This is a genomic window from Pseudomonas zanjanensis (assembly GCF_014268745.2).
Classification (GTDB): domain Bacteria; phylum Pseudomonadota; class Gammaproteobacteria; order Pseudomonadales; family Pseudomonadaceae; genus Aquipseudomonas; species Aquipseudomonas zanjanensis.
In genome coordinates this window covers 2,152,625-2,172,036 of record NZ_JABWRB020000001.1, presented here as the reverse complement: position 1 = coordinate 2,172,036, position 19,412 = coordinate 2,152,625, and the positions used below count along the sequence as shown (strand labels likewise).

Annotated in this window: 13 protein-coding genes; 10 read left to right on the top strand and 3 right to left on the bottom strand. The window is 60.7% G+C overall.

The genetic code is table 11. The features are described 5' to 3' along the window. The first annotated feature begins 136 nt into the window (after positions 1–136). The 4 genes from HU715_RS09045 to pgm all read left to right on the top strand — a co-directional run bounded on the left by HU715_RS09045 (position 137) and on the right by pgm (position 6,565). Positions 137–1,162: a zinc-dependent alcohol dehydrogenase family protein gene (locus HU715_RS09045; RefSeq protein WP_053119386.1), complete on the top strand. Its 1,026-nt coding sequence runs from the start codon at positions 137–139 to the stop codon at positions 1,160–1,162. Between the two features lie 680 nt (positions 1,163–1,842). Next, positions 1,843–3,333, top strand: coding sequence for a hypothetical protein (locus HU715_RS09040; RefSeq protein ID WP_186706751.1), 1,491 nt, complete (start codon positions 1,843–1,845; stop codon positions 3,331–3,333). Positions 3,334–3,429: 96 nt separating this feature from the next. Then, positions 3,430–4,827, top strand: a complete 1,398-nt coding sequence (locus tag HU715_RS09035; RefSeq protein ID WP_186706753.1) for an aminotransferase-like domain-containing protein — start codon at positions 3,430–3,432, stop codon at positions 4,825–4,827. A gap of 91 nt (positions 4,828–4,918) precedes the next feature. After that, complete coding sequence (gene pgm / locus HU715_RS09030) at positions 4,919–6,565, top strand: phosphoglucomutase (alpha-D-glucose-1,6-bisphosphate-dependent) (RefSeq protein ID WP_186706754.1); 1,647 nt, start codon at positions 4,919–4,921, stop codon at positions 6,563–6,565. Between the two features lie 166 nt (positions 6,566–6,731). Here pgm and HU715_RS09025 read toward each other — a convergent pair whose 3' ends face one another. Further along, positions 6,732–7,427 carry a pirin family protein gene (locus HU715_RS09025; protein WP_186706756.1) on the bottom strand — a complete coding sequence of 232 codons (696 nt, stop codon included), beginning with the start codon at positions 7,425–7,427 and terminating at the stop codon, positions 6,732–6,734. A 234-nt stretch (positions 7,428–7,661) separates the two neighbouring features. Between HU715_RS09025 and HU715_RS09020 the strand changes: the two genes are divergently transcribed. Then, positions 7,662–10,127, top strand: a complete 2,466-nt coding sequence (locus HU715_RS09020; protein WP_186706758.1) for a UvrD-helicase domain-containing protein — start codon at positions 7,662–7,664, stop codon at positions 10,125–10,127. A gap of 722 nt (positions 10,128–10,849) precedes the next feature. On the opposite strand, the gene HU715_RS09015 is transcribed toward HU715_RS09020, so the two are convergent. Together HU715_RS09015 and HU715_RS09010 are read right to left on the bottom strand one after the other, a co-directional pair. Further along, positions 10,850–11,128, bottom strand: a complete 279-nt coding sequence (locus HU715_RS09015) for a DUF1652 domain-containing protein (RefSeq protein ID WP_003201764.1) — start codon at positions 11,126–11,128, stop codon at positions 10,850–10,852. A 193-nt stretch (positions 11,129–11,321) separates the two neighbouring features. Next, positions 11,322–12,785 (bottom strand): MFS transporter, encoded by a 1,464-nt coding sequence (locus HU715_RS09010; protein WP_186706759.1) that lies wholly within the window; start codon positions 12,783–12,785, stop codon positions 11,322–11,324. Between the two features lie 131 nt (positions 12,786–12,916). Here HU715_RS09010 and HU715_RS09005 point away from each other — a divergent pair, with 131 nt between their 5' ends. The 5 genes from HU715_RS09005 to HU715_RS08985 all read left to right on the top strand — a co-directional run bounded on the left by HU715_RS09005 (position 12,917) and on the right by HU715_RS08985 (position 19,400). Then, on the top strand, positions 12,917–13,813 hold the full coding sequence (locus HU715_RS09005; protein ID WP_186706760.1) for a LysR family transcriptional regulator: 897 nt from the start codon (positions 12,917–12,919) through the stop codon (positions 13,811–13,813). A gap of 343 nt (positions 13,814–14,156) precedes the next feature. Continuing rightward, positions 14,157–15,611: a serralysin family metalloprotease gene (locus HU715_RS09000; protein ID WP_186706761.1), complete on the top strand. Its 1,455-nt coding sequence runs from the start codon at positions 14,157–14,159 to the stop codon at positions 15,609–15,611. A 126-nt stretch (positions 15,612–15,737) separates the two neighbouring features. After that, complete coding sequence (locus HU715_RS08995; protein ID WP_437182504.1) at positions 15,738–16,175, top strand: AprI/Inh family metalloprotease inhibitor; 438 nt, start codon at positions 15,738–15,740, stop codon at positions 16,173–16,175. A 106-nt stretch (positions 16,176–16,281) separates the two neighbouring features. Then, a complete protein-coding gene (locus HU715_RS08990) occupies positions 16,282–18,069 on the top strand; it encodes a type I secretion system permease/ATPase (protein ID WP_186706763.1) in 1,788 nt (595 codons plus the stop codon). Continuing rightward, entirely contained in the window at positions 18,066–19,400 is a 1,335-nt protein-coding gene (locus HU715_RS08985) for an HlyD family type I secretion periplasmic adaptor subunit (protein ID WP_186706764.1), read from the top strand. Before HU715_RS08990 ends, HU715_RS08985 begins: the two co-directional genes overlap by 4 nt. Positions 19,401–19,412 lie beyond the last annotated feature (12 nt).

Below are 19,412 nucleotides of genomic sequence, written 5' to 3'. Positions count from 1 at the left end.
GTCTTACAGGACTGATTCGGTTTTCTTGCTGCGGAATCAATGACAGGCATGTCGACTATTAATAGCCACTGATGGTCTTGGCTACAAAGCCCGGATAGAGTTCATGGCATTAGAGGTTACTTTGACGAGGTTTGCGATGTCCCGCACGATCCGTTTTCACAAGTTTGGTGGTGCCGAGGTGCTCAAATGCGAAGAGCATGCGGCGGCTCTTCCTGCGCCAGGAGAAGTGCAGGTCCGCGTCGAAGCGATCGGCATCAGTTGGTACGACACCTTGTGGCGCCAGAACCTGGCGTCGTCCCAGGCACGCCTGCCTTCGGGCCTGGGCCATGAGATGGCCGGCGTGGTCACGGCCGTCGGCGACGGCATCGATGACTTGGCCGTGGGCGATAAGGTCGCCAGTTTCCCGGCCGAGAGCCCGAATGATTATCCCGTGTACGGCGAAGTGATCGTGCTGCCGCGCACCGCTCTGACCCGTTATCCCGACGTGCTCAGCCCGATCGAAGCCGCCGTGCATTACACGCCGCTGCTGATCGCCTACTTCGCCTACATGGACCTGGCGCGGGTCAAGCCGGGGCAATTCGCCCTGGTCACCGATGCCAGCCATTGTGCCGGCCCGTCCTTTGTCCAACTGGGCAAGGCCCTGGGTGTGCGGGTGATTGCGGCGACCAAGACGGCTGACGAACGTGAATACCTGCTGTCGCTGGGTGCCGAGAAAGTCATCGTCACCGAAGAGCAGGACTTGCTGATGCAAATCAACAAGCTCACCGACAATCGTGGCGTCGATGTCGTGTTCGATGGCCTTGGCGGGCCGCAGATGTCGCTGTTGGGCGATGTGCTGGCACCCCGTGGCAGCCTGGTGTTGTACGGCTTGCAGGGCGGCAACCAGACACCGTTCCCGGCGTGCGCGGCGTTCCAGAAGAACATTCAGTTCTTCGTGCACTGCATCGGCAATTTCACCGGCAAACCGGAACTGGGCATCCTCCAGGACCAAGTGGCGTTGCAACGCGCATTGCGTGATATCAATCAACTGACCGCCGATCGCGTGCTGTTGCCCCTCAAGACGCGGGTCTTCCCGTTCTCCGAGTTTGTCGAAGCTCACCGGTACATGGGCGAATGCCCTTGCCGCGAGCGCGTTGCCCTTCAGGTCGTCGACCCCGCCTGATACCTGTCTTGCGCAAGAGTCATCGCCCGGGCTCTTGCGCCGCCTTCGGCTTGATCCCCGTTTTTCCTTTCCCCCTGCACCCGCTGGCTGGCGGCGGTGTGTACATGCCTTGCAGCACCCATCTGTGGCCTGTCCCGGTTCGCTCAGTTACCGAAACAACCGAAAGGTCAACATCTGAACTGGTTTTTGCCCTCAATCTGTATCTTCTAATCATTATTTAAGTCCTGATAATTGAACGCTTGATTTCCATATCAAGGAAGAAGTCGTGGTGCGGTATAACTTTTTCGAAGGCCTTCATCCTTCAAGGCACATTCAAGGTGCAATGAGCGTTTATTGGAGCGGGGCTATCTATCGAACCTGGGGAAAACAAGGTGGGGTAGAGGGTCTATTCAAGTTCGGCAAGTTCCTTATTTCGCGTACTCATTATCTGTGGGACGTTGTCGGAAATCTCCTAGGACATGCCCCTGGCTTGGCGAGGCCCCGTATTTACGCGGCCCGCGGCGGGGGAGCCAAGGAGTGTCGGGTGACTCTCTGCATATGTATCAAATAATTACGGCAAGCACCGCTTGAGCGTATTGCTAATACTCTTTGAGTACTAGAACGATCCATTCAGATCAACACGTCGCGCGGTCACGTTGGTGCGGGTGCGGCGCCGATAGTTGAATTTCAGGTAAATAGCTATGAGTGCAATTCATGAGCAGGCAATGACTCACGTGTATCAACAGATACTGCAACGTTTGTTGGGTTTTTATTCGCGGGCCGAACGGACCGCGTTGCAGCTTTTGATCCAGCGATTGATTGTCGCCGCCGGAGGCATCGACCGGATTGGCGATTATCGGGTGTTGACGGTCCAGAACGGCAGCCGAGAGGGCTTTTACGTGCTGACCGCTTTGCGGGCCGCGCAACTCAGCATCGCCGGCCGGCATCCGGTGACCTTCGCTTTGCGCGTCGCCACGCCGCGCTTGAGCGAGACCACCCAGGCGACGCTGGAGAACATCCATCGCTGCTACAGCGCGCTGTTTGTCTATGACGATCCTCGGGTCGAATTGCTGATGGCGGATAACCGCGAGGTGTTGCCGTTCAATCACCGGCAGCCCTTGTCGGTGGCGGGGCACGAGGCCAATCGCATGGATCTGCTGGCGTTGGGGCACCTTCGCTCGGTCGACAGCCCCCTTGAAATCGGGGGGGAAGGCTACCTGGCGATGACCGAGTTCTATCGGCACATGGCCCGCTGGGAGCCTGGCGTGGATTCGATGGTCAGCAGCGATACGCCGCGCCAGCAAAAACTGTTTATTTCGGGCCTGCGCCGCGCGGCCCGCAAGATCGGTTTGCCGATCGACAACATTGGCTGTTTCGACAGTCTCTTTGCGCACCTCGATACCTTGAACAACGATCTCTACGAACATTTCTACGGTCCCGAGCGCCTTGGCGCATGGAAACCCGAGGGGCATTACGAGGCCTGTCGGCGGATGAGCCACATTGGCATCGACGACCTGATCGTCGATCGCCAGGAAGGTACCAATTGGCCGCTGTTCAACGAATTCTTGCGGGTACGGACCGACCACCTCATGCCCTCGACGAGCGAAAACGAATACCTCAGCCCGTTGCTGTCGGCTCATTTGCATGGGCTGCAGGCTTGCTACGTGCAGGGGCGCAGCTACGAAACGGGGTACGGCGACTACGTGCAGCGGGCGATCATGATCATGCATCGCAAGCAGTTGCCGGAACATGCCTGCGAGCAGGCTCGGGCGCTGTTCGGCTTACCTTCGTCGATTCCCGAGCGCCGCGCCTTCGCCGCCCTCCAAGCGCAAAAGATCCTGGGGCTCAGCGAAACGCAACTGGTGTGTATGGTGTTCGCCCCGTTCGTGGGGCAGGGCGCGGGCCTGGAAGATTTCCTGCGTTGTTGCCACCCTGGCATGCTGGTGGCACTGCCGGAGCTGCACAAGGCCATGCAGGGCGCGCCCGTTGCCGATCAGATCGCACATTGGATGGTCGACGTCAGTGGCCTGCCCGTCGGTGTCCTTGGCAAACTGTACCAAGCGAGCGTGGCATCGCCGGACCAACCGGAAACGGTTCTGGGCGGCGATCTGCAACAGGTCCTCGACGACATCGACACGGCAGAAGCCGGGCAGGCCGCCGATGAGCCGCACGAACACTCGGCAAGGCACTGAGGAACGCGGTTTGATGGAGTCGTCTACCTCCCGCCCGATCATGATGCCCGGCGTTGCGACCTGGCCGCCTGCAATCCGCTCTCCTGGCGTGATCCGATGAAAGGTTGCCGGGAGACAGACTTCGCCTACCAGGCGGTTTATCGCTACCTGACCACGCTGATCAACGAACTGGAGGTCAATGCGCGGGTGCGCCTGCCCTCGTTGCGGCAATTGGCCGAGCGTCTGAATGTGTCGATATCCACCATTCAGTACGCGTATTCATTACTGGAGAAGGAAGGGCGGGTCTATTCGATCGCCAAGTCCGGTTATTACGCGCTGCCGGCACCCAGCACGACTACCCTGGACGGCGGCGGCGATCTACTTGAAACGTTGTATGTCAACGCCCGACGGCCAGGCATGCTGGTGCTCAGCGCGGATGAGCCGGCGTCGATGCAGCCATTGGACAGTCCGATGTTGTTGCTCGAGCGCGAGCTGCTGCGCCAGTATCCACGTTCCTCGCAGATGCCTTCGCAACCCTGGGGCGAGCTGGAACTGCGCACCGCGCTGGCGGCCCGCTACACGTCTTCGCCGGCCCGTTGCTGGAACGCCGATGACGTCTACATCGGTGCCGACCTGCGGGGTGTCCTGGAGATCCTGATTGGCGTACTGGCACTTCGGGGCGCCACCGTGTTGATCGAATCGCCTTGTGACTGGGTCGTGTTGCGCCTGCTCCAGGCCGCTGACATCAACCTCATCGAGTTGCCACTGCTGGCCGGCGGGGAAATCGATATCGAGCAGTTGGAACAACTGTTGGAAAGCGAAACGGTACGTCTGGTGATGTTGTCGTCGGTCCTGAACATGCCAACGGGGTCGTTCGTTCCCGAGGAAAACCGTCGTGCCATCGCGCAGTTGCTGGAACGGCACGGCACGTGGGTGCTGGAGAACGACAGCCATACAGACTTGGCGTTCGAGGCCGGGGCGACGCCTTTTCGGGACTTGCTCGACCCGGACCGGCTGATCGTCTATTCCACCTTCGAGAAGACCATCGGCCCAGAGGCGCCGTACGGCTACGTGTTGTCGCGCCAGTTGACCCTGCAACTGCAGCGACATTTCCTGCTCCGTGCGTTTCGCCTGTCGCCGATTCGCCAGAAGGCCATCGCCCGGCTGTACAGCAACGGTCGGATTGACCAGCATTTGCTGGTGTTGCGGCGCCTGCTGCGCGAAAGTGCGGTTTCGACCACACAACTGCTGCGCGAGCGGCTGGGGGATAGCTTGCAATGGGTGGAACCTCAAGGTGGCGCGACGATCTGGATGCGCTCGACGCGAAGGGTCGACTTGCGGCGGGTGTTTCGTCGGCTCCTGGCCCAGCGAATCGTCATCGCGCCCGGAGAACTGTTCAGCCTTTATGGCCTGTATGGGCAACATATGCGCCTGACCCATGCGCTCAATGGGCCACAGGACCTGGACGCGGCACTCTGCGCGTTGACCGACGCCTTGAGGCTCGAGCAATCGTAATCGGCGGCGATGGATCGAACCCATCGCGCCATGGTCGAACTGTCAGTAAACTGCACCCCATTTCCCGAGCCATTCCACTCAGAGGTTTTGCATGACAGTCAGTCCATTTGCGGGCAAGCCGGCACCGGCAGAGTTGTTGATCGATATCCCGCGACTGGTGACGGCCTACTACACCGGCCGACCCGATGCCTCGGTTGCAACCCAGCGCGTGGCGTTCGGCACCTCCGGCCACCGCGGCAGCTCCTTTGACCTGGGCTTCAACGAGTGGCATGTATTGGCAATCAGCCAGGCGATCTGCCTGTACCGCGAAGCCCAGGGGATCAACGGACCGTTGTTCGTCGGTATCGACACTCACGCGCTGTCGACCCCGGCGGGCGCCAGCGCATTGGAAGTGTTCGCGGCCAACGGTGTGACCGTCATGATCGCCGAGGGGGATGAATACACCCCGACGCCAGCGGTTTCCCACGCCATTCTCTGCTACAACCGTGGCCGCACGTCGGGCCTGGCGGACGGTATCGTCATCACGCCGTCCCACAACCCGCCGCAAAGCGGTGGCTACAAGTACAACCCTACTAACGGTGGCCCGGCCGATACCCACATCACCAAGTGGATCGAAGCCAAGGCCAACGAACTGCTGGCCAACCAGCTCGCCGGCGTCAAGCGCGTCAGTTACGAGCAGGCCCTGAAGGCCGATACCACCCACCGCCATGACTACGTCAACACTTACGTGGCGGACCTGATCAATGTCATCGATTTCGATGCCATCCGCACTGCCGGGCTGCACCTGGGCGTCGACCCGTTGGGTGGCGCGGGCGTACGCTACTGGCCAGCCATTGCCGAGCATTACCGCTTGGACCTTGAGGTGGTGAATACCCACGTGGATTCCACCTTTCGTTTCATGACCGTCGACTGGGACGGGCAGATCCGCATGGACCCATCCTCCAGCCATGCCATGCAAGGGTTGATTGGCCTGAAGGAGCGTTTCGACGTGGCCTTCGCCTGCGACCCGGACCATGACCGCCATGGCATCGTGACGCCGTCCGGCGGTCTGTTGGCGCCGAACAATTACCTGGCAGTGTCGATCGACTATCTGTTCCAGAATCGCCCGCAATGGCGCGCCGATGCTGGCGTGGGCAAGACGGTGGTCAGCAGCGGCCTGATCGATCGCGTCGCCAAGCGCCTGGGGCGCCGTCTCTATGAAGTGCCGGTGGGCTTCAAATGGTTTGCCGATGGCCTGTTCGATGGCTCCCTGGGCTTTGGCGGTGAAGAAAGTGCCGGTGCTTCGTTCCTGCGCAAGGATGGCGGCGTTTGGAGTACCGACAAGGACGGCCTGATTCCGGCGTTGCTGGCGGCGGAGATGACGGCCCGCACCGGTCGCGATCCGAGCCAGGCCTACCGCGCCTTGACCGACGCGCTGGGCGAACCGTTCTCGGTTCGCGTTGATGCCAAGGCCAACCCGCAGCAGAAGGCGCTGCTGAGCAAGCTGTCGCCGGACCAGGTGACGTCTACGGAACTGGCTGGGGAGAAGATCCAGAGCATCCTCAGCCATGCGCCGGGCAATGACCAGGCCATCGGCGGCCTGAAGGTCATGACCGAAAACGGCTGGTTCGCGGCGCGTCCGTCCGGTACTGAAGATATCTACAAGATCTACGCTGAAAGCTTCATTGGCGATGCGCACCTCAAGCAGTTGGTGGCTGAGGCACAAACGTTGGTGGATGGGGCTATCACTAGCAAGTAACGCCTGTGCAAGTGATGCCTGTGATGTGAACGTGTGGCGAGGGAGCTTGCTCCCGCTCGGTTGCGCAGCGACCGCCAAAAAAAGCGGGGCCGCTGCGCCCGAGGCGTCGGACCGGCCCAGCGGGAGCAAGCTCCCTCGCCACAAGAGCAGCAGGACAGCGCAGGGATCAAGCCAGGTCTACGAGCACGATTTCGCTGTCTTCGATCGCGGTCACTCGCAATACCTGTTCAGCTTCAATCGCAACACCGTCTCGAGCTTGTGCGCGTAATCCATTGATTTCTATCGATCCTGTGGCTGGCACAAGATAAGCTCGTCGCCCGGCGTCCAGCCGATACTCCGCACTTTCACCCGCCTTGAGGTTGGCCGCGACCAACCGCGCGTTGGCGCGAATGCGCAGGCTCTGATCATCGCCGGCCTTGCCGCTGGCCAGGGTCACGAAGCCTTCGCGCGAGTCCTTGGGAAACGGTTTGGCGCCCCATGACGGTGCCAGGCCTTCTTCGTTGGGAATGATCCATATCTGGAAAATGCGCGTGGCCGTCGATTCCAGGTTGTACTCGCTGTGGGCAATTCCGGTGCCCGCGCTCATGACCTGTACGTCGCCAGCCTCCGTACGGCCCTTGTTGCCCAGGTTGTCCTGATGACTGATGGCGCCTTCGCGAACATAGGTGATGATTTCCATGTCCCGGTGCGGATGTTGAGGAAAACCACTGCCGGGGGCAATGACATCATCGTTCCAGACGCGCAGATTGCCCCAATGCATGCGTTGCGGGTCGTAGTACTCGGCGAACGAAAAATGGTGGTGGGCATCCAACCAGCCGTGGTTGGCGGCACCCAAGGTGGCGAAGGGCCTGAGTTCGAGCATGTTGTGTCCTTTTCGCTGAAGAGCGAAAGCGAGGGTTGATGACGCTATTTTCGCCAAGGAAAGCATCGATAAAAAGCGTAAAAAACGTTTCAATCCTATCGTTTATTTAGATATAAAATCGCGAGCCAACTTTCACTTCATCGCCTAAACCCATGACTTAAAAGCTTTTGGGTGGAACCTGGCGGCAAATACAGACACCATAGCCGTCATGGTTCTTGGACACCGGAGTCCCACGTGTCGCAACACACTCCCGATCTTCCCCCCGAGCTGTTACCCCTGGCCCAGATGCCGTTGCTCAAGCGCCTGGCCGCTCGATTCTTCGGCCATGGCCTGACGCGCCTGCGTGCCCAGCACCGGGCGTCCTGGTTGCACGGCCAGGCCGATGGCTTTCGCAGCGGCCATACCGCCGGTTTCGACTATGGCTATAAGGAAGGCAGGGCCGAAGGGCTCGAAGAGGGCCGTCAGGTGCTGTTGATCCGCGATTCGCGTAGCACGGAGCACCCGGCACCCCAGGTGGATGATTTGTTGTTCGACGACTGGCGTCTGCCACTGACCGCCGAGTTGAAGAAACGCATCAAAGCGGACGTTGCTCGATTGCTGCCGGCGCATGCACAACCCAGTGTCGCGCAATGGAAGATGATTTTCAGCGACACACCGTCCACGTCGGTGGTCGCCGGGGCGGGTGCGGGCAAGTCCACGACCCTGGTGCTGCGTATCGTGCTGCTGTCCCACTACTTGGGCTTCGAACTGGATTCGATGACTGTGGTGACGTTTACCCGGGAGTCGCGCAAGGATTTCATTCGAAAGCTGATCGAAGTGTTCGGCCTGTGGGGGCGAACTGTCAGCCTCAAGGAAGCTCGCGATCTGGTTCGAACCTTCCATTCGCGTATCTTGCCCATGGTGCGCAGCTTGCCCGGGTTCGAGCGCCTCCAGGCCTTCGAGACCCTGAGTCATCGCGCCGAAGCGGACGACGCCCAAGACAATCCTTTTGACCTGCGCGTCAATGACGTCCAGCGCCAGCAACTCAACGCCTGTTATTACAGCCTTTACCAGCGGGACGCGCGTTTCCGTGAGCTGATCCAGCCGTTGTCCCGCCATGCCCTGCAGCTCAAGGAACTGGAGCGCGATCACCCGGATGTGCAAAAACGGGTGGCCGTCACCGAGCTGGCGGCCCAGCGCGACGAAGAATTGTGCGACGCCGTCGAAGATCTATGGTTTCGCGCCGGTGCCTGGCCAATCAAGGGAATCGAGCCAAAGCGACAGACTTTTGAAATCAACGGTTCTCGATTCCATTGTCACGGCTACGCACCGTCACTCGATGCCTGGGTGATGCTGGGCTTCGATCCGCGGGAAGACGCGCGGCTCGGTCGTCCGGGCGCCAAGTTGAGTATCCGCGCGGAGTGGGCGGTAAAGCGTACCTTGTTTCAAGCTTTCTGCCGTAAGCCACTGATCTGGTTGGAAAGTTATGAGGCATCAAAGCGTGTGGTGGCCACAATGGCCGGCGATGCCAGCGCCGGGCCCGGGTTCGACTATAAGGTCAAGGGCGAGCTGGGATCGGCACCATTGCTGGACTGTTTTGTCACGGCGGCAGGCTTTATCGAGAACCTGGGGCTTGACGTCCCAGATGCCGTGGGCCGGATGTCCTTCGCCCAAGATGACCCTGATCGGTATTTTTTCGAGGCGTTGAGTCGCTATTGGCGGGCATTCGAAGACCATTTACTCGATCAATCGCCACCAGTCATGACCTACAACCGCATGTTTGCGTTGTTCAGCGAACATTCGCCGGAAAACTTCAAGTTGCTGGGTGATGCCTTGCTCAGGCCGCTTTCGCATCTGATGATCGACGAATTCCAGGACGTGTCGCCGCAGATCGTCTCCTGGCTTCGCGCCAGTCTCCGCGAGGTCCGTAGCCGTGGCCCAGCGCTGCATGTGGGGCGCGGCGCCCAGCGCTCTTCCTTGCTGTGTGTCGGGGACGATTGGCAATCGATCTATGGCTGGCGCGGCAGTTCGCCGAGCTATTTCATGGCGTTCAACAAGCAGTTCCCGTCACCCGCGACAACTCGGGTCATGCTTACCGACAACTACCGCAGCCATCAGCACATCATTGACGCGGCCGAGCACATCGTACGTGCCGCTGCGGCGATCCCTGGTAAAAAGGCCAAGGCCAGCGGCATGCCTCGTTCGCTGAGTCCGGTCAATGTGCTGGATCGAGACGATGAAGGCCTGGCCCTGCGATTGGAGGAGCATTATCGCAAGGGTGACTCCATCTTGATGTTGTATCGAAAAAGTAGCGACAAGCTATTGATAGAAAAGAATATTCAGTCAGTAGTTAATGTGGATTCTAGCTTGCCTTACGAGGCTCGGCGGCTCAGGCAGATGACTTACCACAGTGCCAAGGGGCTCCAGGCTGATGCGGTGTTCTTGTTGGGTGACTGTCAGCACTTGAGCAGTTCGCCCTACAAAAATCAGGTTTATCGAATGGCTGGGCTGGGGCAGGACGGGGATGCCGAGCCTTACGACACAGCGCAAAAAGATGAAATCTTGCGTTTGGCGTATGTGGGGATTACTCGTGCGGTGCAGCATTGCTACTGGTATGTCGATGGGCAGGATGGGCAGGCGGCCAATGGGCCTAAGGCTTCGGATCGTGTTGCTGCGGATAAGCCTTTTTTTGTTGACCATCGGCGTGTTCGTAAGGGTTGAGGCTTCCGTGCTGGGATATGAGAGTGGTGTGTATATCCGTTATTTAGGTAACGGCGGCTTATGGTTCCGCTTTTACAGCGGGTCACTTTTGGAAGAGCCGGGAGCCGGACCAGCCAAAAGTAACCAAAAACGCTGTGCCCCACCACTCGGTGCCTCGCCTAGGCTCGGTGTGCCCTCACTCCGGCATTGCTCCGTGGGCCGCCGCGAAGGGCCATCCATGGCCCCGCGCGGCTATCCCGGCATCCATGCCGGGATGCCCACTGCGCAATGCCTGCGTTCGGCCAGCGTGGTTTAACGGGGCGCCCAGATCAAGATCCAAAGCAAAGCAAAGCAAAGCAAAAGCGGTCGGGGCTGGCATTTATGTGTGCTGCACCACTGCAATCGCGAGCAGGCTCGCTCCCACAAAGGGCCGGGCGATGAACACAAAACTCATGAATACCCAGATCACCTGTGGGAGCGAGCCTGCTCGCGAAGAGGCCAGCCCATCCAACCTCTTCATTGACTGAGCCACCGCTATCGCGAGCAAGCTTTGCCCTACAGATCTGATGGGTGTACGACCTGAAGAGCCAGGTCGGCTCTCAGGCCGCCTCGCAATAGTGACCCGCTGTAAAAGCGGAACCATAAGCCGCCGTTAGCGCAGCAACGGTTATGTACCTCAAAAAAACGGCGCCTTCCCAAAAAGGGAGACGCCGCTTATCCAGCATTAAAAAGAACCAACCCGATCAGGAAGCAAACCGTCGCAACCCAACCGGTGGCACAAAGGCTTCCAGCTCGGCCTCAACCGCCTCGATTATTCGTTCCACATCCGGCGCATTCATCACCGTCGCACAGGGGATCCCTGCAATGGCGATCATCGTCTCGCCGCTGGCACGATCAAACAACCGGGCAACCATGCTGCCCGGCGCATCCATGCTCGCTTCGAATCCCATGGGATGGAAGTGCCAGCGCATCAACTGGCAAGCGTTGGGGAACGTAACCTTGCTGAAAGATCCTTTATTCATGTGTTGCCCGCCTTCTTCAATCGAGCGCTTCCTTTTGCTCATGTCAGGAAGGAAGAGCCATCTTGGCTCTACCAGTGAGAACTAAAAATAGCACCTGAAAATGAAGCTCATGTGGATTTTTTCAGTCCGTTTTGCGATTGGTTCACTTTTTTTGATCTGGATCACGACTTAAACGGCAATGCTCAGAATGCCATCACGCTTGACCGGGGGTCTCCTCAGGTTCGCCCAACCGCTCTGGCACGCGGTATTTCAGGGCGATGATCAGGGCCAGGATCGCCATTCCCAGGGCAACGGCGAAGGTCGTGTGCAGACCGTTCGTCACCGCCTCGCGGCTGGCACGGGTGATGTCATTCGTCGCCGCTGCGGCGGCAAACACCGCACCGAGTACCGAGGCTCCGGTGAAGAAACCCAGGTTGCGCGACAGGTTGAGCAGCCCCGCGACGACGCCCCGCCTTTGGGCCGCCACATCGGCCATGACCGCCGTGTTGTTGGCCGTCTGGAAAAACGCGTAGCCCAGGGTCGTGACCACGATGGCCGGGAGGTAGCCGCCGATGCCAAGGGCGGGGGGTACCAATGACAGCATCAGGCAACCGAGGACCATGGTCGCCAGGCCGGTGAGCCGCATGGTTTGCACGCCGAACCGATCAGCCAGGCGTCCCGCAGGCACTCCGGCCAGCGCCGCGACGCATGGCCCAGCCGCCAGCACGAGCCCGACGAGGACCGCCGGCAGCCCGAGGGCGATGGACAGGTAAAAAGGCCCGACCAGCAGCGTTGCCATCATGATCGTCGCGACCAGGGCGCTCGTCCCCAGGCCCGAGACCAATGACCTGTCGCGAAATAAAGTCAACGGAATCAGCGGCGACACGGCCCGGGATTGGGCCCGAATGAACAATCCGCCGCCCACGAGCGCGACCAGCAGCAGCGCAATATTCGACTTGCCAAAGGTCCCGCGCCCCGAGGTCATGGCCAAGGCATAGGCGGCGAGCGTCAACGCCAACAACACGGTGCCGATGATGTCGAAGCGGGCCGTTCCGGCCTTTGGCGGCACCTGCCGCACCGGCAGCGCGTACCAGGCCAGCCCTAAGGTCAACAGGCCGAGGGGGAGGTTGACCAGAAACAAGGCCTGCCAGCCGAACCCGCTGATCAGCAGGCCGCCGACGGAGGGACCCAGGGCCGTGCCCACCGCCGACAGCGTGGCCAGCAGGCCCATGGCACTGCCGGTTTTTTCCTGGGCGACCGTTTCGCCAACCAGGGCCAAGGTCAGGGTCATCATGATGGCCGCCCCCAGGCCTTGCAGTGCCCGACCTGCAATCAGCAACCAAAGCGAAGGCGCCAGGCCGCAAAGCAGCGAGGCCAAGGTGAACAAGGCGATGCCGGCCAAGAGCAGTTTGCGCCGGCCCATCAGGTCGCCCAGGCGGCCGACGCTGACGATCAGCGTGGTCATGGCGAGCAGATAGGCGAGCACCACCCATTGGACCTGCTGGAAAGAGGCATCGAGGGCCTGGGCCAGTGTCGGCAACGCCACTGCGGCCACGCTGGCGCCGAGGGAGGCCAGCAGCGTCGAGAGCGCAAGACTCGCCAAGGCCCAGCGAGGTGAAAAGGACTGGCTCGCGGGGGCGGTTGCCGGCTGGTTTGGTTGCGTGTTGATGGGTTTCATCGTGTCACCTGTCTCCGCGCGCTCAATACGGCGCTGTCACAACGTTACCGCTGGGCATAACATGGCGGAAGACGCAGCGTTTGCAGCTTATAGCTGCACAAAGCGCCTTATATCCAATTCGAGATTGCGCCATGTCTTCGCCTGACCTAAACCTGCTTGTCACCCTCGATGTACTGCTCTGCGAAGGCAGCGTGGCCCGGGCCGCCCGGCGGCTGCGGCTCAGCCCGTCGGCCATGAGCCGGGCATTGGCGCGGTTGCGTGAAACCACTGGAGATCCGCTGTTGGTACGGGCCGGGCGAGGGCTGGTGCCGACACCCCGGGCGCTGGAACTGCGCGAACAGGTCAGTCTCTTGGTGCAACAGGCCCAGGCGGTGCTGCGCCCAGTGACGATCCCGGACCTTGGGCGCTTGAACCGGACTTTCACGCTGCGCACCCGTGAGGGCTTCGTGGAAAACTTCGCCATCGACCTGATCGCCCGCATTCACGAACAAGCGCCCGGCGTGCGGCTGCGTTTCGTGGAAAAGACCGACCGGGACAGCACAGCGCTTCGCGAAGGGACCGTGGACCTGGAAACGGCCGTAGTGGACAAGGACACCAGCCCGGAACTGCGAACCCAGGCGTTGTTCAGCGACCGCCTGATCGGGGTGACGCGTGCCGGACACCCGTTGAGCCAGGCGGCGATGAGCGCTACCGGTTATGCAGCGGGCGGGCATATCGGGGTCTCGATGCGCGGTTTGGATCATGGCCTCATCGACCAAGCCCTGGCAGCGTTGGGCCTGTCCCGGGAAATCGTCACCAGCGTGCCAGGTTTTTCCTCGGCGTTGGGGCTGGCTCGGTCCAGCGACTTGATTGCCAGCGTGCCTGAGCGCTACACCACCAGCCTGCGGATCGGCCTGCACAGTTTTACGCTGCCGTTTCCGGTGCCGGAATTCACGATCGCCATGCTCTGGCATCCGCGAATGGACGCCGACCCGGTGCATCGCTGGCTTCGGGGCTGTCTGCGGGAAGTGTGTGCACGTAAACCTTGAGATGGCTTAGTAGGTATTAATTAATAGCACTTCGCTGGCACTTAGTTGTGAAAAGTGCGATGTCGTTCGCAAACAGCTAGTTATCGCTATTTAATATTTAAATATGGTTTTGTCCGACAATCCGCAGTTGCGGCAGTTGCACACGGAGACTAGCGAGGCCGAAGTCTATTGTTTAGGGGTGTTAAGGGGCAGGGCGTGAAATTGAACGAAAAAAATGGCTGGACGTTTGATTTCCAATTGTGTCAGGTTTCTTACGTCCTCATTGGGCGAGTGATAGGACGATCTCGCCAGAGATCGTCTGTCTGACTAAAACTGTTCCATTTGCAAACAAGGAAGTGTGTTTATGTCGAAAGTCAAAAACAGCGCTATCGATTCTGCCGAGCAACTGCTCTGGGCGCCGCAACTGGCCGCTCCCAGTAATGCGTTCAACCAGATCAATAGTTTCAGTCATCAATACGACCGCGGCGGTAACCTGACCGTCAATGGCAAACCGTCGTACTCCGTCGACGAGGCGGCCACCCAGTTGCTGCGCGACGGCGCGGCTTACCAGGACCGGGACGGCAGCGGCAAGATCGAGCTGACCTATACCTTCCTGACGTCAGCCTCATCCAGCACCATGAACAAGCATGGGATCAGTGGCTTCAGCCAGTTCAGCGCCCAGCAGAAGGGCCAGGCCGCCCTGGCCATGCAATCCTGGGCGGACGTGGCCAATGTCACCTTCACCGAAAAGGCCAGCGGTGGCGACGGTCACATGACCTTCGGTAACTACAGCGGCGGCCAGGATGGCGCCGCGGCGTTCGCTTATCTGCCGGGGACTGGCGCCGGTTATGACGGCACGTCCTGGTACCTGATCAACAGCAGCTATACCCAGAACAAGAACCCGGACCTGAACAACTACGGCCGTCAGACCCTGACCCACGAAATCGGTCATACCCTCGGCCTGGCCCACCCAGGTGACTACAACGCCGGCGAAGGCAGCCCGACCTACGATGACGCCACCTATGGCCAGGACACCCGTGGCTACAGCCTCATGAGCTACTGGAGCGAAAGCAATACCGACCAGAACTTCAGCAAGGGCGGCGTCGAAGCCTACGCCTCGGGTCCGTTGATGGATGACATCGCGGCCATCCAGAAACTCTACGGTGCCAACACCACGACCCGTACCGGCGATTCGACCTACGGTTTCAACTCCAACACCGGTCGCGATTTCCTCAGTGCGTCTTCGTCGTCGGACAAAGTCGTGTTTTCGGTATGGGATGCGGGCGGCCGTGACACCCTGGATTTCTCTGGCTTTACCCAAAACCAGAAAATCAATCTCAATGACGCCTCGTTCTCCGATGTTGGCGGCATGGTCGGCAACGTGTCCATCGCCCAAGGCGCAACCATCGAAAACGCCATCGGCGGTTCGGGCAGCGATCTACTGATCGGCAACGCGGTGGCCAACGAGCTCAAGGGCAGCGCCGGCAACGATATCCTTTGGGGCGCCGGTGGTGCGGACAAGCTCTGGGGCGGCTCGGGTTCGGACACCTTCGTGTTCGCTGCCAGTTCCGATTCGCGGCCGGGAGCAACCGACCAGATCCTCGATTTCGTCAGTGGCCTGGACAAGATCGACCTGACCGGTATCACCAAGGGCGCGGGCCTGCATTTCGTCAGCGCCTTCACCGGTGCGGCGGGGGATGCGGTGCTGTCGACATCGGGTGGCAACAGCCTGCTGTCGGTGGACTTCTCCGGGCACGGCGTGGCTGACTTCCTGGTCAGCACCGTTGGCCAGGCGGCGGCCTCGGATATCGTGGCGTAATGCCGGTCCTCCTGTAGGAGCTGCCGAAGGCGGCGATCTTTTCGCTTGAGACTCAAGGAGTAAGGGAAAGATCGCAGCCTCGCTTCGCTCGACAGCTCCTACAGAACCCCGGTCAGGATCGAAGAAATGCGTAGAAAGTTCATGCCCTGTAGTGTTCAGGCGACCGCCGGGTTGCTCGCTACGCTGATGATGTTTTGTGGAGAAGTCGCCATGGCGCGCAGCCTGTTGTTAGCAGAACCCTCGCAGTTGGCCGGTCAGTGGCAGGCCGTTTTGTCGAGCCCGCAGGACACCACGCAAAGCCAGGCAATGCAGGACAAACCGTCCAACACCTGCCTGGTCGAACTCAAGGCGGACCAGACCCTCGGTGGCCAAACCGATTGCCTGGGACACTGGCTGGGAGATGAACCGGTTCGTTGGTTCACCGAACCCGATGGTCTATCCCTGATTGGCAGGCAAGACTCCAGGACTCACTTGGGGCTGCGCCGGGAACATCATTACCAGATGACCTTGAAGTCCGGTTTGATACTTAGGCTTGAACGAAATAAGTCTCAGAAAGCGGATTAACGAATTTGTACGGGTGTGGATGTCGGTGTGCACTGAACGAACATTTAAAGATTGGTAAGTTGAACTAACGGCCGGTTCACCGGCAAAGCCAACAGCAAGGAAGATCATGAATAGGGCAAGGAGCGCTGCCGCAGTGCCGCTGTTTAAAGCGCTGGGCGACTATAAAAACATTCTGATCAGTGTCGGTTGTTTTACCGCGCTGATTAACGTCCTGATGCTCGCGCCTTCGATTTATATGCTGCAAGTGTATGACCGCGGGCTGTCATCCCAGAACGAAACCACCCTGGTGATGCTGTCGCTGATGGTGGTGGGTTTCTTCGTGTTCATCGGGCTGCTGGAAATGGTCCGTAGCTTCGTGGTCATCCGCATCGGCAGCCAGTTGGAACGGCGCTTCAACCTCCAGGTGTACCGGGCCGCGTTCGAGCGCAATCTGCGCCAGGGTGAAGGTAACGCCGGGCAATCCCTGGGCGACCTTACGCATATTCGTCAATTTCTTACCGGGCCGGCGTTGTTTGCCTTCTTCGACGCGCCGTGGTTTCCCATTTACTTGCTGGTCATCTATCTGTTCAACGTGTGGCTCGGCGTGTTCGCTTCCGTCGGTACGCTGCTGCTGATCGGCTTGGCGTGCCTGAACGAGGCCATGACCAAAAAAGCCTTGGGGCAGGCCAGCGTCTACTCGCAACAGTCCAGCCAATTGGCCACCAGCCACTTGCATAACGCCGAGACGATCCAGGCCATGGGCATGCTCGGGGCGCTGCGCAGCCGCTGGTTCGCCGTGCATTCGCGCTTTCTCGGCCTGCAAAACCAGGCCAGCGACACCGGCGCGGTGATCAGTTCGCTGAGCAAGACCCTGCGCCTGTGCCTGCAATCCTTGGTGCTGGGCCTGGGCGCGCTGCTGGTGATCAAGGGTGACATGACCGCCGGGATGATGATTGCCGGCTCAATCCTGATGGGACGGGTGCTGGGCCCCATCGACCAGTTGATTGCCGTGTGGAAGCAGTGGAGCGGCGCCAAGCTGGCTTATCGCCGTCTCGATGCGCTGTTGCAGGCGTTTGCGCCCCAGGATGACGGCATGACGCTGCCAGCGCCCAAGGGCCAGGTGAGCTTCGAGCAAGTGAGCGCAGGGCCGCCGGGGCAACGCAACGCGACGTTGCAGCAGGTCAGTTTCAGCCTGGCCGCCGGGGAGGTGCTCGGCGTGCTGGGGGCGTCCGGTTCCGGCAAGTCGACCCTGGCCCGGGTCCTGGTCGGCGTGTGGCCAACCCTCGCCGGGACGGTGCGCCTCGACGGGGCTGACATCCATCGCTGGAATCGCGAGCAACTCGGCCCGCACATCGGCTATCTGCCCCAGGACATCGAGCTGTTCAGCGGCAGCATCGCCGAGAACATCGCCCGGTTTCGCCAAGCCGATCCGCAGAAAGTCGTCGCTGCCGCGCAACAGGCCGGGGTTCATGAACTGATCCTGCGCCTGCCCCAGGGCTACGACACGGTGCTGGGGGAGGATGGCGGGGGTTTGTCCGGCGGGCAGAAGCAACGGGTCGCCCTGGCGCGGGCGATGTACGACCGGCCGAGCCTGGTGGTGCTCGACGAACCCAACTCCAACCTTGACACGGTGGGTGAAGCGGCGCTCGCCAATGCCATTGCGCAGATGAAGGCCCAAGGCACCAGCGTCGTGCTGGTCACCCATCGCTCCTCGGCACTGGCCCAGGCCGACAAGCTACTGGTGCTCGATGACGGCCGGCTACAAGCCTTCGGTCCGAGCCAGCAAGTGCTGCGGGCGTTGTCCGGCCAGGCGGATTCACCGCGCCAATCACCGCCCAACAGCACCCAGAGTGCCCCGAATGGACTGAGCATGAGTCGCCAGTACCCATCCACCAGCAAGCCGGGTGGCGTATGAGCCAGGACCGCGACATGAACCTCGAGCATTCTCAGGACCTTGGGCGCCCGGAGCGCGACGCCCGTTTCTTCACCCGCATGGGCTGGACACTGGCGCTCGTGGGTGCGGGCAGTTTTTTCACCTGGGCCAGCCTGGCGCCGTTGGACCAAGGGATTCCCGTACAAGGCACCGTGGTGGTTTCAGGCAAGCGCAAGGCCGTGCAATCGATGAGCAGCGGAGTGGTCAACCGGATCCTGGTGCGCGAAGGCGAAGCGGTGAAGCAGGGCCAGCCGCTGTTCCGCCTGGACCAGACCCAGGCCGCCGCCGACGTGCAATCGCTGCAGGCGCAGTACCGGATGACCTGGGCCAGCCTGGCGCGCTGGCAAAGTGAGCGGGACAACCTGTTGCAGGTGAGTTTCCCGACCGAACTGAGCCGCGATCCCGATCCACGCCTGGCCTTGGTGCTCGAAGGCCAGCGCCAACTGTTCAGCAGTCGCCGTGAAGCGTTCGCCCGGGAACAGGCGGCGTTGCGCGCCAGCATCGAGGGCGCCACGGCGCAACTGGCGGGCATGCGCCGGGCCCGCAGCGACTTGACGGCCCAAGCCGAATCCCTGCGCCTGCAACTGGGCAACCTGCAACCCTTGGCCGACAACGGCTACATTCCGCGCAACCGCCTGCTGGACTATCAGCGCCAGTTGTCGCAAGTGCAGCAGGAACTGGCACAGAACAGCGGCGAAAGCGGGCGGGTGGAGCAGGGGATCGTCGAGTCGCGGCTGAAGCTGCAGCAGCACAACGAGGAATACCAGAAAGAAGTGCGCAGCCAGTTGGCCGACGCCCAACTCAAGAGCGAAACCCTGCAACAGCAGCTGAAATCCGCCGGGTTCGAGTTGCAACACAGCGAAATCCTCGCCACCGCCGACGGCATCGCCGTGAACCTGGGGGTGCATACCGAGGGCGCGGTGGTGCGCCAGGGCGACACTTTGTTGGAAATCGTGCCCCAGGGCACGCGGCTGGAGGTGGAAGGGCACCTGCCGGTGCACCTGATCGACAAGGTCGGCCCGCATTTACCGGTGGACATCCTGTTTACCGCCTTCAACCAGAACCGCACGCCACGAGTGCCGGGGGAAGTCAGCCTGATTTCCGCAGACCAGATGCTCGATGAAAAAACCGGCGCGCCGTATTACGTGCTGCGCAGCAGCGTCAGCGACGTGGCCATGGACAAGCTCAACGGCCTGGTGATCAAGCCCGGCATGCCGGCTGAGATGTTCGTGCGCACCGGCGAGCGCTCGTTGCTCAACTACCTGTTCAAACCGCTGCTCGACCGAGCCGGCTCTGCGTTGACCGAAGAATAAGGATGTCTGGCG

Excerpts from the sequence above, each read along its gene's own strand:
- HU715_RS09045 (WP_053119386.1), top strand. The coding sequence starts at position 137 with ATGTCCCGCACGATCCGTTTTCACAAGTTTGGTGGTGCCGAGGTGCTC.
- HU715_RS09040 (WP_186706751.1), top strand. The coding sequence starts at position 1,843 with ATGAGTGCAATTCATGAGCAGGCAATGACTCACGTGTATCAACAGATA.
- HU715_RS09035 (WP_186706753.1), top strand. The coding sequence starts at position 3,430 with ATGAAAGGTTGCCGGGAGACAGACTTCGCCTACCAGGCGGTTTATCGC.
- pgm (WP_186706754.1), top strand. The coding sequence starts at position 4,919 with ATGACAGTCAGTCCATTTGCGGGCAAGCCGGCACCGGCAGAGTTGTTG.
- HU715_RS09025 (WP_186706756.1), bottom strand. The coding sequence starts at position 7,427 with ATGCTCGAACTCAGGCCCTTCGCCACCTTGGGTGCCGCCAACCACGGC.
- HU715_RS09015 (WP_003201764.1), bottom strand. The coding sequence starts at position 11,128 with ATGAATAAAGGATCTTTCAGCAAGGTTACGTTCCCCAACGCTTGCCAG.
- HU715_RS09010 (WP_186706759.1), bottom strand. The coding sequence starts at position 12,785 with ATGAAACCCATCAACACGCAACCAAACCAGCCGGCAACCGCCCCCGCG.
- HU715_RS09005 (WP_186706760.1), top strand. The coding sequence starts at position 12,917 with ATGTCTTCGCCTGACCTAAACCTGCTTGTCACCCTCGATGTACTGCTC.
- HU715_RS09000 (WP_186706761.1), top strand. The coding sequence starts at position 14,157 with ATGTCGAAAGTCAAAAACAGCGCTATCGATTCTGCCGAGCAACTGCTC.
- HU715_RS08995 (WP_437182504.1), top strand. The coding sequence starts at position 15,738 with ATGCGTAGAAAGTTCATGCCCTGTAGTGTTCAGGCGACCGCCGGGTTG.
- HU715_RS08990 (WP_186706763.1), top strand. The coding sequence starts at position 16,282 with ATGAATAGGGCAAGGAGCGCTGCCGCAGTGCCGCTGTTTAAAGCGCTG.
- HU715_RS08985 (WP_186706764.1), top strand. The coding sequence starts at position 18,066 with ATGAGCCAGGACCGCGACATGAACCTCGAGCATTCTCAGGACCTTGGG.